Source organism: Chryseobacterium vrystaatense (genome assembly GCF_000737765.1).
GTDB classification, from domain to species: Bacteria; Bacteroidota; Bacteroidia; order Flavobacteriales; family Weeksellaceae; genus Chryseobacterium; species Chryseobacterium vrystaatense.
Genome location: NZ_JPRI01000001.1, coordinates 179591 through 193057, shown reverse-complemented (window position 1 = coordinate 193057; position 13467 = coordinate 179591). Strand labels below are relative to the sequence as shown.

The window sequence follows — 13467 nt, the reverse complement described above, 5'->3', positions numbered from 1 at the left end:
ACGGCAAGCGATAATTTTTGTTTGCCGTATTTTATGGAAAGTAGTATATTTAAAAAAAAATAAATAAATGTCAGACAACAAAGTAATATTGAATTATGACGGTAATTCATATGAATATCCAATCGTGGATAGTACTATCGGAGACAGAGGGATTGATATTTCGAAATTAAGAGACCAGACAGGTTTAATCACTCTGGATTTAGGTTACAAAAACACCGGAGCTACCCTTAGCGACATCACTTACTTAGACGGAGATAAAGGAGAATTATTCTACAGAGGTTATCCAATCGAGCAGATTGCTGAGAAATCAAACTTCACAGAAGTAATGTACCTTTTATTAAATGGTGAATTACCTACTCAGGAGCAATTCGGTTCTTTCAACAACAACATCAAAAAATATAACTTTATAGCAGAGGAGATGAAAAAAATCATCGATGCTTTCCCTCGTTCTGCTCACCCTATGGGAGTTTTATCTTCTTTAACTTCCGCTTTAACTGCCTTTAACCCTAAAGCTGTTAACGTAAACTCTAAAGAAGAAATGGACCACGCAGCAGAATTGATGATTGCTAAATTCTCTCACCTTTGCGCATGGACATACAGAAAAACTCAGGGGCTTCCGCTTAACCACGGAGATAACAACCTGAACTACGTAGAGAACTTCTACAAAATGGCATTCAGATTACCAAACGAAGATTTTGAAGTAAATCCGGTAATTGTAGATGCTCTTGATAAATTATTAATCCTTCACGCTGACCACGAGCAAAACTGTTCTACTTCTACAGTAAGAATGGTAGGTTCTGCTCACACAGGTCTTTTCGCTTCTATTTCTGCGGGTGTTTCTGCACTTTGGGGTCCTCTTCACGGAGGAGCAAACCAGGCTGTAATCGAAATGCTTGAATTGATCGAAAAAGATGGTGGAGACGTTAACAAATGGGTAGCAAAAGCTAAAGATAAAAATGATAACTTCCGTCTAATGGGCTTTGGACACAGAGTGTACAAAAACTTTGACCCAAGAGCGAAAATCATTAAAAAAGCAGCTGATGATATCCTTAGCGCATTAGGAATTCAGGATAAAGCTCTTGACATTGCTATGCAGTTGGAAAAAGTAGCGCTTGAAGACGAATACTTCGTAGAAAGAAAACTATATCCAAACGTTGACTTCTATTCAGGTATCATCTACAGAGCGTTAGGAATTCCTACAGAAATGTTCACCGTAATGTTTGCATTGGGAAGACTTCCGGGATGGATTTCTCAGTGGAAAGAAATGAGAATGAAAGGAGATCCTATCGGAAGACCAAGACAGGTTTACCAAGGTGCTCAGCAAAGAAACTATATTGATATTGCAAACAGATAATCTCTGTTTTTATCATAATCAAAATCCCAAAGCTTGCTTTGGGATTTTTTATTTTAAATGATTATTTCGAAATTAAATCCTGACTGAGAAAAACAAAAGTTCTTACCCCATAAATCATAATCATTGATGCCCTTCCAGTTTCTACAAAATAGCTTAATCTTTTCCCTGTAGATAGCTCCACTTCATCTAAAGTATACAATTCCGTTTTGCTTTTAAATTCCCCATACCATTTATTTTTTGCATTAATCAGGCTTCCGGATTCAACAATTCCATTGTTTTTAGTTATAAGTTTTCGGGTTGTTAGAATACTGTAATGGTCAGGATCGATCAGGGTTGAACAAATAATCAACTCTTCTTCTGCAAAGTCTATCGGGAAGGTTTGGAAGAGTAATTCAGGATTGGAATCTAAATCAAAAAATTGAGTCCATTTGAAATCATAAGGTTTCATTGTCTTTCTTTTTATCGAGGAGATACAGATATTACAGAGAGATTGATCTGATTTTTTCATTGATTTTGATATAGACGAAAGTACAAAAAAATGGACATGTATTTTTTATATATTATATCAGTTCGAAAACAATATTTTCACTAAATTTACTTCCATAAGTTAATCACTTTCAATCGGTTTTGACTTAGGGATAACTGATGTTTTTTTATTGTTTAAATAAACATATTAAGGTTCGTTTCAAAGAATAGCTTTTAAGCGAGCTTTAAAATGGATTGGATCTTACTTCAAAACTATAAAACAATTACCATGACTTTCGGACAGCAGATGTTATTTTTCTTCAGTGCGGTAGGAGCCTTCAATGGGTTACTGCTTGGGATTTATTTTCTGTTTATTAAAAAAATCAAACACATTCCTGATTTCTTTCTGGGCTTAATTTTACTGACTTTAAGCACCAGAGTAGGGATTTCAGTTTGCATGTACTTTTATCCAGACTTGCCGAGAATTATTCCGCATCTTGGAATGTCAGCATTGTTTTTTACAGGCCCGGCTTTATATTACTACATCAGATCATCTTTTTTGCGGGAAGAATTTGATTTAAAACAGTGCAGAACTTCTTTTGGTATTCTTACGTTGATTCTTGGAGCCGTTGGATTGGTGTATTTGTTCTTTCCGATAACCTGGGACATGTATTTTGGAACCTTTATTTATACAGTTTGGTCAGTATTTGTTCTGCTTTCGGTTTACCAATATTATATTTTCTCAAAGCAGACAGCCAGAAACTCTAATAAGTTTATTCTTCCGGTACTTGTAAGTAATGTGGTCATTTTCCTGGCCTATCAGTTAATTTCTACGGGATGGGTGCAAATTTACTGTGCAGGCGGAAGTCTTGTGTTCTCATTTGTCTTGTACACTAATTTTTTAATTCTGTTCAATAAAAAGGAGGAGCAAACTCCGTTAAAAGACATTCCTAAGTATACCAATAAAAAGATCTCTGGAGACCTTGCAGAAAGTTTTGTTTCCAGACTTGAAAGATTCATGGATTCCGAGGAGTTATACAAAAATCCAAATCTTAAATTAGGTGACCTTGCTGCTAAGATGAATATATCTGCCCATCAGCTTTCCCAATTGCTGAATGACAATCTTGGGAAAAGTTTTGCTACTTATATCAATGAATACAGAATCAGCGAAGCTTGTGAGCAAATAGAAAATGGTTCCTTTCTGAAGATCGAAGAAATAGGATATGAAGTTGGTTTCAATTCTAAGTCTACCTTCTTTTCCACATTCAAAAAAATTAAAAATACCACTCCTCTTCTTTATAAACAGTCTCAAATGCCTGCTGAAGCCAGGTTTCAGAGTTCAGAATTATAATTTCGTACTGCGGAATTTAAACTTCAAAACCTTATTTTTACAATAGAAAGGTACTTTTGATTTCATAAAATTTAAAATTTATGAAGATCAAATTGTGGGGTTTACTCATCCTCTTATTTCTTTCCTTTTTGGGAAAAGCTCAGGAAACGGTAACAGGTAAAGTCTTGGATTCAGAGACGAAGATCGCCATTTCTAAGGCTGAAATTTCAATACTAAATAAATCTGACCGGCAGATTATTAAAAAAATTCTGACAGATTCTTTAGGAGTTTTCCAGTTTAATAATAGTACTGATCAATCTTACTTTGTCATTCAGAAAAAAGAATACGAAACTAAAGAATTTGATAAAACCGAAGATCTTTTTTTGATTGAGTTAAAACCTTCAGCAGAAACTATTGCAGAAGTAGTGATCCGTTCAGTATCCAGAAGTATTAAACTCAATGATGGGAATATGGTGATGAATGTTTCAGGTAATAAAGACTTTAAAACATCTGCCAATCTTCTTGAAGTATTAAGAAAAACTCCCGGTGTCTCCATAGACCAGGAAGGCGGTATTTTTGTGGGTGGAAGAATTACTCCCGCTGTTTTTATTGATGGAAAACCCATTACGATGAGCAGCCAGGAACTGCAGGCTTATCTTCGTGCACTCCCTCCTGAAATGGTAGAATCTATTGAAGTAAATGCCAACCCTTCTTCAAAATATGATGCAGAATTTAAAGGAATCATTGACATCAAACTTAAAAGAAATGGAAACCTGGGCTGGAAAGGGAATTACAATGGAAATGCCTATGCTAATAAGTTCAGCTATAGAGAAAATGCTTTAAACCTATCTTACAATACGGAAAAAATGGCTTACAGCCTGCAGACCAGCTATAATAATGGAATTTCTACCTATCAGTATAATGCCTTACAAAAGCTGGCAAACACCAATGTGATGCGAACCAATACGTATCAGGAAGATGAGGGGAATGTGTACAGCATTCAGACCGGAGCAGATTTCCGGATGAATGATAAAAATAGATTGGGCATTAGTGTCAGAGGGAATTTCAGAACCAGTGACAGGATCCGTTCAGGCTCACTTTATACAACAAACAAAGATGAATCGCAGCTGATTTTTAACACCGAAAGCGAAAATCCCACAGAATATTCACAGAAAAATTATGGGATAACCGCAGATTATTCATTTCAAAATAAGGGTTTTAAACTCAACTTTTTAGGCAATTATCTTTCCGTTAAAAATATGCAGAAAGATGATTTTATAAACAGGGATAAACCTACATCTCAGCTTTTATCCTATTGGAAATCCGATCTGCTTAATAAAATTGACATCCAGACAGCCCAGATTGATGTTTCACAAAAGATGGGTAATGCAGACCTTGAGGCCGGGATGAAATACAGTTATTCAGATACCAACAATAATATCCGCTATGACACGCTCTCTGTAAATGATCGTTTTGTATTTGATCCGGAGCGGAGCAATATGTTTTCTTACAAAGAGAAAATTTGGGCCGGTTATGTATCTTACAGACAGAAATTCGGAAAGCTTCAGGTGAATGCAGGACTGCGGTTTGAGAATACACAAAGTATTTCAGATGCTGTTACTAAAGATTCGGTGGTATCAAGAAATTATCTGGAATGGTTACCATCCTTCAGCACAACATATACCTTTAATAAATCTAATGAATTGTCATTATCTTACAGCAGAAAGATCACAAGACCTGTGTTTTCACAACTTAATCCGTTCCGGTTTTATTTCAGTCCGCTGAATTACTGGATTGGGAATCCTTATCTGCAACCCTCTTTCACCAGTCAGATGAAACTTACCTACCGATATAAAAATTGGGTAACGAGCTTTACGGTCGGAAAAGAAAAAGATGTGCTGGTAAGATATCCGCTTTATAATCCTAAAACCAATGTACTGGAATATCTGGGAACCAATCTTCCTTATCGGAAATTTGCTTATTTAGAAACAAGTTTTCCCGTGAAAGTAGCAAAATGGTGGAATATCACAGGACAGGTTGCAGGCTATTATAATGATGAGTTCAGGCCCTATCTTGATGAGATATTTGCTTTAAAAGTATATAACTATGAAGTGAGAGTCAATCAGGTTTTCACTTTGCAAAAAGGATATACCCTCAATCTTTTTGCAAACTATGAGTCCAAAACAGGAAACAGTCTGTACATTATAAAACCAAGATATACCGTTGACCTATCCTTGCAGAAATCATGGTTTGACAGTAAACTTAATACAAAGATCAGCTACAACAATATGTTTGATTCTTATGATCAGAGTCTCGAGTTCAGACATAAACAGATTATGGACAACCGCTTAACTCATTGGTGGGACAGTAGTCGTTTAATCCTGTCTGTAGGGTACAGCTTTGGAAGTTCAAAATATCAGGTTAAAGAGATCCAGAAGACAGAAGAAGAGAACAGGGCGAGATAAAAAAGAAAAACCTGCCTGTTTGATCAGGCAGGCTCTTATTCATTTTATGGACACATACATCTGTCACAAGTCCAGATATAGCATTTTCCTGTAACTTCATCCCACTCACAGCATCTTCTGTTTCCTGGAGGAATAGCTCCTCCCATAACGGATTTCTGTTGCTCTCTTCCTAATTTTTGTGCATTTTTCAGCACCGGATTTTTCTTGTTCATGATTTTGATTTTTTGATGTTAATAATTAAATTTTAAAATGATAATTCCATTGAAATTATATCACTAAGATATGAATTTGTTTAACAGTATTTACTTTTTTTTATTTCTTATGTAGATGATAAATAGTCAGTTGTAGATGAATGGTACAGGAGGTGATGTGTTCGTGTTTATTCAGATTTGGCATTTTATACAGAAATAAAGAACTCAGTTTTGACAGATAAATAATTTTAAAATCAAATTTGATGGATAAAACAAATCAAAAGTTTTCCAGATAGAGACCTTTACTTATATTTGTAGTATTGCATAAATCTTTATGAGACTAAACATTAAAAACGAAACGGGCAGGCTGAAATCAGTAGTTCTAGGCCAGCCTAATTCAATGGGATCTGTTCCCACACTAGAGGAGAGCTATGATGCCAAATCATATTACTCCATCGAACACAATATGTATCCTAAAGAAGAGGATATCGTCAACGAAATGAATGCTTTTGAAGCAGTACTTAAAAAATACGATGTTGAGGTATTGCGTCCAAGCATTATCAAAGATTACAATCAGGTTTTTTCAAGAGATGTAGCTTTTGTGATTGACGATAAAATGATCATCTCAAACGTGATCGCGGACAGAGCTGATGAGCAGGAGGCATATAAAAAAGTTTTTGAAAAAGTTGCCTGGAGAAAAATCATCAATCTTCCGGAGACTGCACATATTGAAGGTGGAGATGTCATTGTATGGGACGATTTCCTTTTTATAGGAACATGCTTCAGCGAAGATTACCGAAACTATAAAACGGCGAGAACCAACGAATACGCCATTGAAATTCTAAAAGAGTATTTTCCGAAGAAAAGAATTATTGATCTGGAATTAAAGAAAAATGATAAAATTCCTTTTGAGGGAATTCTACATCTGGACTGTACTTTCAACCCGGTGGGAAAAGATAAATGTCTTATTTATAAGAACGGCTTTGTAGATGAAAGCGATTACAGACTGATCATTGATATTTTCGGAGAAGAAAACTGTTTCCATCTCAATGATGAAGAAATGTTTGAAATGTTCCCGAATATTTTCTCCATTTCTCCGGACGTTATTGTATCAGACAAAACATTCACAAGAATGAACAACCACCTGAGAAACGAGTGGGGAATGACGGTAGAAGAAATTCCTTACAGAGAAATCTCTAAAATGGGAGGATTGTTGAGATGCTCTACAATGCCTTTGGTGAGAGAGTAGATGGTGTGAGGATGAGATGATTTGCTGAAAGGTACAATGTCTGAATCCTTTAATCTTTCAATCATTTAAATTTTTAAATTTTAAACAATGCAAACAACAGATACCGTATTAATGATAGAGCCGATTGCATTCGGCTACAACGCTGAAACAGCGGAAAACAATTATTTTCAGGTTGAACAGAAAGGTTCTGATATTCAATCTAAGGCTTTGGCAGAATTCAACAGTTTCGTTGGAAAACTGAGAAACAAAGGAGTGAATGTGATTACCATAAAGGATACATTGGATCCACATACTCCGGATTCCATTTTTCCAAATAACTGGGTAAGTTTCCACAAAGACGGAAAAGTAGTTTTATACCCGATGTTCGCTTCCAATAGAAGAGTGGAAAGGAGAGAGGATATCCTTGAAACCATAAAAAGTCAGGGATTTGAAGTGGCTGAAATTGATGACTGGTCATTTTCAGAAACTCAGGGACATTTTCTTGAAGGTACAGGAAGTATGATCTTCGACCATGACAACAAAATCGCTTACGGTTCAGTTTCTTTAAGGTTAGATGAACGATTATTCAGAGAGTTCTGTGAAAAATACGGTTATACTCCAATTGTATTCCATTCTTATCAAACGGTAGGAACAGAAAGACTTCCTATCTATCATACCAACGTTATGATGTGCGTAGCTGATCAATTTGTAGTGATTTGTTTAGACTGTATCGATGACGAGCTGGAAAGAGAAAAGGTAATTGAAACCATCAAAAATTCAGGAAAAGAAATCATTGAAATTTCAGAAGAGCAAATGCAGCAGTTTGCCGGAAATATGCTTCAGGTTCAGAATAATGACGGGCAGAAATTTTTGGTGATGAGCCAGACTGCTTATCAGTCTTTAGATCCTGAACAGATTGCCGCTATTGAGAAATACTGTGAGATCATTTACTCAGATTTAAATACCATCGAAGTGAATGGAGGCGGAAGTGCAAGATGTATGCTTGCTGAGGTTTTCCTTCCCAAAAAATAGATGGATAAGATTCTATTAAAATATATTTCCGGCTTTGTTTCAAGGCCGGATTTTTTTTGATTTGTTTGATTTGTTCAAATTGAGACAAAAGACAAAAAAGTTAACTAAATTTGTTTCTTAAGCAAAAATTATGAAGATGCAGCAGTATTTTTTAGCATTCGCTGTTCTGTTTGGGATATTCGTAGGTGCCCAGCAGAAAACGTTCTGTAACCCTATTAACATCGATTATGGCTATACTCCTTTCGAAGTTTTTTCAAAACAGGGAAAACACCGTGCAACAGCTGATCCTGTGATCGTTAATTTTAAAAATAAATTATTCCTTTTCTCTACCAACCAGGAAGGATACTGGTACAGCGATGATATGCTCGACTGGAAATTTGTGAAAAGAAAGTTTCTGAGAGACAATAAGTATATCCATGACCTGAATGCTCCGGCAGTCTGGGCGATGAAAGATACCCTCTATGTTTACGGATCTACCTGGGAACAGGATTTTCCAATCTGGAAAAGTACGAATCCTACAAAAGACGATTGGAAAATTGCTGTCGATACTTTAAAAGTTGGTGCCTGGGATCCGGCATTCCATTACGATGAAGATAAAAACAAATTGTATCTCTACTGGGGATCCAGCAACGAATGGCCATTATTGGGAACCGAAGTAAAAGTAAAAACCCTGCAGTCGGAAGGTTTTACAAAACCAATTATCAGGCTTAAGCCGGAGGACCACGGTTGGGAAAGATTTGGAGAATATAATGATAATGTATTTCTTCAACCCTTTGTAGAAGGAGCCTGGATGACGAAACACAACGGGAAATATTACATGCAGTATGGTGCTCCCGCCACTGAATTCAGCGGGTATTCTGATGGAGTCTATGTGAGCAAAAATCCGCTGGAAGGTTTTGAATACCAACAACACAATCCTTTTTCTTATAAACCGGGAGGTTTTGCAAGAGGGGCAGGACATGGAGCTACTTTTGAAGATAATTATAAAAACTGGTGGCATATTTCAACCATCTTTATTTCCACTAAAAATAATTTTGAAAGAAGGCTCGGAATCTGGCCGGCAGGATTTGATAAAGATGATGTCATGTACACGAATACAGCGTATGGAGACTATCCGACATTTCTTCCACAGTATGCGCAGGGTAAAGATTTTTCAAAAGGACTTTTTGCAGGATGGATGCTGTTGAATTACAATAAGCCCGTTCAGGTTTCTTCTACTTTAGGTGGGTATCAGCCGAACTTAGCGGTAGATGAAGATATCAAAACGTACTGGAGTGCAAAAACAGGCAATTCAGGAGAATGGTTTCAGACCGATCTGGGAGAAGTTTCAACAATCAATGCGATCCAAATTAACTATGCCGATCAGGATGCTGAATTTATGGGAAAAACACTTGGCAAAATGCATCAGTATAAAATCTATGGATCAGACGATGGGAAAAAATGGAAAGTCGTTGTGGATAAAAGCAAGAATACCAAAGATGTGCCTCACGATTATATAGAACTTGAAAAACCGGTTCAGGCAAGATTCCTTAAAATGGAAAACCTCAAAATGCCTACCGGGAAATTTGCTTTAAGTGGTTTCAGAGTATTTGGAAAGGGAGCCGGAGAAAAGCCCAAAAAAGTGGAAGGCTTTGTACCTTTGCGATCCGAACCTAAAAAATTCGGTGAAAGAAGAAGCATCTGGATGAAGTGGCAGCAGAACCAGGATGCAGATGGATATGTGATTTATTGGGGAAAATCTCCCGATAAGCTATATGGAAGTATTATGGTGTACGGAAAAAATGAATATTTTTTCACTGGAGCAGATAGAGCAGATGCTTATTATTTCCAGATCGAAGCGTTCAACGCCAATGGAATGTCAGAAAGAACAGAAACTGCAAAATCTGAATAAATATATTAAACGCTTTGAAATTTCAGAGCGTTTATTTTTTGTCAGACTGTTTCAAAAAGTCAGAAATTTTACCGATCAGGAATTGATCATTCGGAGCTTTATCCCAATCCAGATGTCCTCCATTGAATTCATAGCTTTCATGTCTTACCTTATTTTGGATCAGAACAGAATCCAGTCTTCTTTTTTGAGATAAAGGAACTACCTGATCCCTGTTTCCATAATAGGAGAGGGTGGGAGCAGAAGCAGAATCTACCCAACTGATCGGACTTGCAAATGATGTTGTAGACATTCCGGGAATTACAGTCCTGGGATCAACAAGATAGTTTTTAACAAATGAATAATCTTCATATCTTTCAAAACCTGGGTCTGAAAGGTCGGAAGGTCCTACAATATCAACGACTGCTTTTACTCTTTTGTTATGATCGAAATGATAGGCATAAAGCATGGATAAGTGCGCACCGGCACTGTTGCCCAGAAGAATAAGTCTTGGATTGTATTTCAGTTTTTTCTCTAGATATTTAATCGCCTGGTCAATATCATCTGTTTGATTCGGGATTCCTGGAAGCGCTGAGGTGGCAAGCCTGTAATTGATATTCACAAAAATATGATCAGGAAACCTCTGCATCATTGAAAGCGTAAAGAAAGTAAGGTGCGATTTATCTCCACCACGCCAACCGCCACCATGGATAATGATGAAAGCATCTTTCTTTTTTAAAGGTTCCTGATGAGGTATGTAAAGATCCATGACCTGTTCGGAATCATCTCCGTATTTTATATTGTCTTCTTTTTCAAAACTGATGTCTTTCCCCAGTGTCACTTTCTTTTCGTTGCAGCTGAAAATAAGGAGCACAGCAATCAGGCATTTGATAACATTAATCATATTATTTTTCATCAGTAGAATATCATTTAAAGATTAGACTTTTCTGAATTTAAGATAAGAAATATAAACCATAATTTCCATATTGTATGTGAGTTATATTTTGAATAGCAATTCAAATATTATAATCAAACTTTTAGAGTTATTCGAATTTATTCTCCATATGATTTTAATCAATAAAGGGAATTATTATTTTTACTTAGTATAAATAAAGCAATAGATTTGCATCTGAAAAAATTTACTGAATGAAATCTATAACCACAGCAGTCTTCCTTTTTGGAGGTTTAGCATGGGCTTTTGCCCAGAACTCGGGGAATATATCCGGTGTTCTGAAACAACATAACGGGGAAGTACTCCGTGAAGCAACCGTAGAACTGGTAGAAATCAATAAGCATACCCTTACAGACCAGGATGGGAAATTCAGTTTTGAACATCTGACTGACGGTGATTATCATATCAAGATCCAGGTGATTGGTTCAGCAGAGAAAACCATCGAAGTCAAGGTGCTGCAGAATGCACCTGCTGTGGTGAATTATCAACTCGAAAAAGAAAATATCTCTGCCATACAGGAAATTACACTTTCAAGTAATATCAATAAGTTTTCTAAAAAGGAAAGTCCATATGTCTCTAAACTTCCTTTAAAAAATATAGAAACGCCACAGGTTTACATCAGCGTTCCTAAAGAACTGATCCAGGAGCAGATTGCGGTGAATCTGGGAAGTATTTCCAAAAATATTCCAGGTGCGGGGATCCCAATGCTGGCCAATCAGGGACGTGTGACTTTCCTTTCCCGTGGATTTACAACAGAACCGATGGTGAGAAACGGTATTTCAGGTTTTGCTTACACCACGATTGATCCTGCCAACCTTGAAAAGATTGAGGCTATCAAAGGCCCTTCTGCTACATTATTTGGTTCTAATCTTTCGACGTACGGAGGTTTGTTTAACAGAGTAACGAAGAAACCTTTCAACGGTTTTGGAGGTGAAGTATCTTTTACGGCAGGAAGTTGGAATTACAATAGATTTACGGCAGATGTGAATACACCAGTCAATAAGGACAAAACAGTGCTTTTCAGATTGAATGGGGCAGCTACTTTTCAAAAAAGTTTCCAGGATCTGGGCTTCAGCAACGCAATTTCTATTGCTCCCTCTATTTCCTATCAGATCAATGACAGACTTTCACTTTTGTTCGATATTGAATACGGGCATGAGAAAGCGACCTCTGTGGTAAGATTCAACCCTTTCCTTGGGAGTAATAAAGTGCAGTCCATCGCAGATATGGGATTTCCTTACAACAGACTCTTCGGAAGCAATGGCATTCCATATGAAACAGAAATGATGAATATTTTTGCCCAGATGAACTATAAAATCTCTGACAGCTGGACTTCACAGACTCTTGTATCCCGTGCAAAATCTACCATCGACGGATATATCACCGCTATCAATGGAACTTCCGATACGACAGCACGTTTACAGGTAATGAAAGGAAATACCAATTTCATTGCAACCAATATCCAGCAGAACTTCATTGGTGATTTCCAGATTTTGGGACACCGAAACAGAATGATCGTGGGTTTGGATTATTACAACAATGCAAACAGTTTTGACAGAGTAACGGTAAACGGGGCTCCTTTCGATTTTACAGGAACTGCACCTTATGCTGTTAATCAGGATGCGATCAATAACCTTGCTGCATCAGGAACTCCAAGAATTGAGAAGAACGGAGACAATAGCTATGCCGTATATGTATCGGATGTTTTCAATATTACGGATCGTTTTCTGGCAATGGTAAGTTTAAGAGCAGACCGTTATCAGAATATGGGAGTTACTAATATTGCTCAGAATATCACAACAGGTGATTATTGGCAGACCAACTTTTCTCCGAAATTCGGATTGGTGTATGAAGTGATCAAGGATAAAGTTTCAGTTTTCGGAAATTATATGAACGGATTTACCAATAAAGGAGGATCTGATATCTCCGGAAATACTTTTAAACCTGAGCAGGCCAACCAAAAGGAATTTGGAGTGAAAGGAGATCTGTTCGGGCACAAACTTGTTGGAACAATCAGTTATTATGATATTGATGTTAAAAATATGGTGCGTCAGGATCCTGTTAATCCTTTGTTTTCTATTCAGGACGGAGGTCAGAGAAGCAAAGGTTTTGAAGTGGAATTTACCGCCAATCCTTTAAAAGGGTTTAATATCATTGCAGGATATGCTTACAACAACAGCAAAATGACAAAAGCTGATGCTAAGGTAGACGGCTTGCGGCCTGCACTTTCAGGACCTTCCAACCAGTATAATCTTTGGATGAGCTACCAGATTACGAATGGTCAACTGAAAGGTTTGGGAATAGGTTTCGGTGGAAATAAAGGAAATCATTCTTTCCAGACCAATACAACGACTGCTAAAGTGATTATTCCTGCATACACTACTTTAGATGCAACCTTATTTTATGATCACAAAAACTTCAGAGCAGGAATCAAAGTTAATAATCTAACGAATGAAAAAACCTGGTCTGTAAGATTAACGCCACAAAATCCTACACAGGTTTTGGGAAGTATTGCGTACAAATTTTAAAAAATATAAGTTCATCAATCATCAATAAAAACCCGCCGGACTTTCCGGCGGGTTA

At 36.9% G+C, this 13467-nt stretch carries 10 protein-coding genes; 7 read left to right on the top strand and 3 right to left on the bottom strand.

Features of this window, described 5'->3' with window-relative positions:
* Positions 1-67: 67 nt before the first annotated feature.
* The gene (locus tag IW16_RS00820) at positions 68-1354 is read left to right on the top strand and encodes a citrate synthase (RefSeq protein WP_034738739.1); all 1287 of its coding nucleotides are present in this window, start codon (positions 68-70) and stop codon (positions 1352-1354) included.
* A 61-nt stretch (positions 1355-1415) separates the two neighbouring features.
* Here IW16_RS00820 and IW16_RS00815 read toward each other — a convergent pair whose 3' ends face one another.
* The gene (locus IW16_RS00815) at positions 1416-1862 is read right to left on the bottom strand and encodes a hypothetical protein (protein WP_034738737.1); all 447 of its coding nucleotides are present in this window, start codon (positions 1860-1862) and stop codon (positions 1416-1418) included.
* Positions 1863-2069: 207 nt separating this feature from the next.
* Between IW16_RS00815 and IW16_RS00810 the strand changes: the two genes are divergently transcribed.
* The gene (locus tag IW16_RS00810) at positions 2070-3170 is read left to right on the top strand and encodes a helix-turn-helix domain-containing protein (RefSeq protein ID WP_228376891.1); all 1101 of its coding nucleotides are present in this window, start codon (positions 2070-2072) and stop codon (positions 3168-3170) included.
* A gap of 80 nt (positions 3171-3250) precedes the next feature.
* Positions 3251-5614: a TonB-dependent receptor domain-containing protein gene (locus tag IW16_RS00805; protein ID WP_084694473.1), complete on the top strand. Its 2364-nt coding sequence runs from the start codon at positions 3251-3253 to the stop codon at positions 5612-5614.
* A 44-nt stretch (positions 5615-5658) separates the two neighbouring features.
* Here IW16_RS00805 and IW16_RS26485 read toward each other — a convergent pair whose 3' ends face one another.
* Positions 5659-5826 (bottom strand): hypothetical protein, encoded by a 168-nt coding sequence (locus tag IW16_RS26485; RefSeq protein WP_165571942.1) that lies wholly within the window; start codon positions 5824-5826, stop codon positions 5659-5661.
* A 313-nt stretch (positions 5827-6139) separates the two neighbouring features.
* Here IW16_RS26485 and IW16_RS00800 point away from each other — a divergent pair, with 313 nt between their 5' ends.
* The 3 genes from IW16_RS00800 (at position 6140) to IW16_RS00790 (ending at position 9956) form a co-directional block, all read left to right on the top strand.
* On the top strand, positions 6140-7054 hold the full coding sequence (locus IW16_RS00800; protein WP_034738735.1) for a dimethylarginine dimethylaminohydrolase family protein: 915 nt from the start codon (positions 6140-6142) through the stop codon (positions 7052-7054).
* An 87-nt stretch (positions 7055-7141) separates the two neighbouring features.
* Positions 7142-8065 (top strand): citrulline utilization hydrolase CtlX, encoded by a 924-nt coding sequence (ctlX, locus tag IW16_RS00795; protein WP_034738733.1) that lies wholly within the window; start codon positions 7142-7144, stop codon positions 8063-8065.
* A 136-nt stretch (positions 8066-8201) separates the two neighbouring features.
* On the top strand, positions 8202-9956 hold the full coding sequence (locus IW16_RS00790) for a discoidin domain-containing protein (protein WP_034740422.1): 1755 nt from the start codon (positions 8202-8204) through the stop codon (positions 9954-9956).
* 31 nt (positions 9957-9987) lie between these two features.
* Here IW16_RS00790 and IW16_RS00785 read toward each other — a convergent pair whose 3' ends face one another.
* A complete protein-coding gene (locus IW16_RS00785; protein WP_034738730.1) occupies positions 9988-10848 on the bottom strand; it encodes an alpha/beta hydrolase in 861 nt (286 codons plus the stop codon).
* 230 nt (positions 10849-11078) lie between these two features.
* Between IW16_RS00785 and IW16_RS00780 the strand changes: the two genes are divergently transcribed.
* Entirely contained in the window at positions 11079-13412 is a 2334-nt protein-coding gene (locus IW16_RS00780; protein WP_034738729.1) for a TonB-dependent siderophore receptor, read from the top strand.
* Positions 13413-13467: the final 55 nt, after the last annotated feature.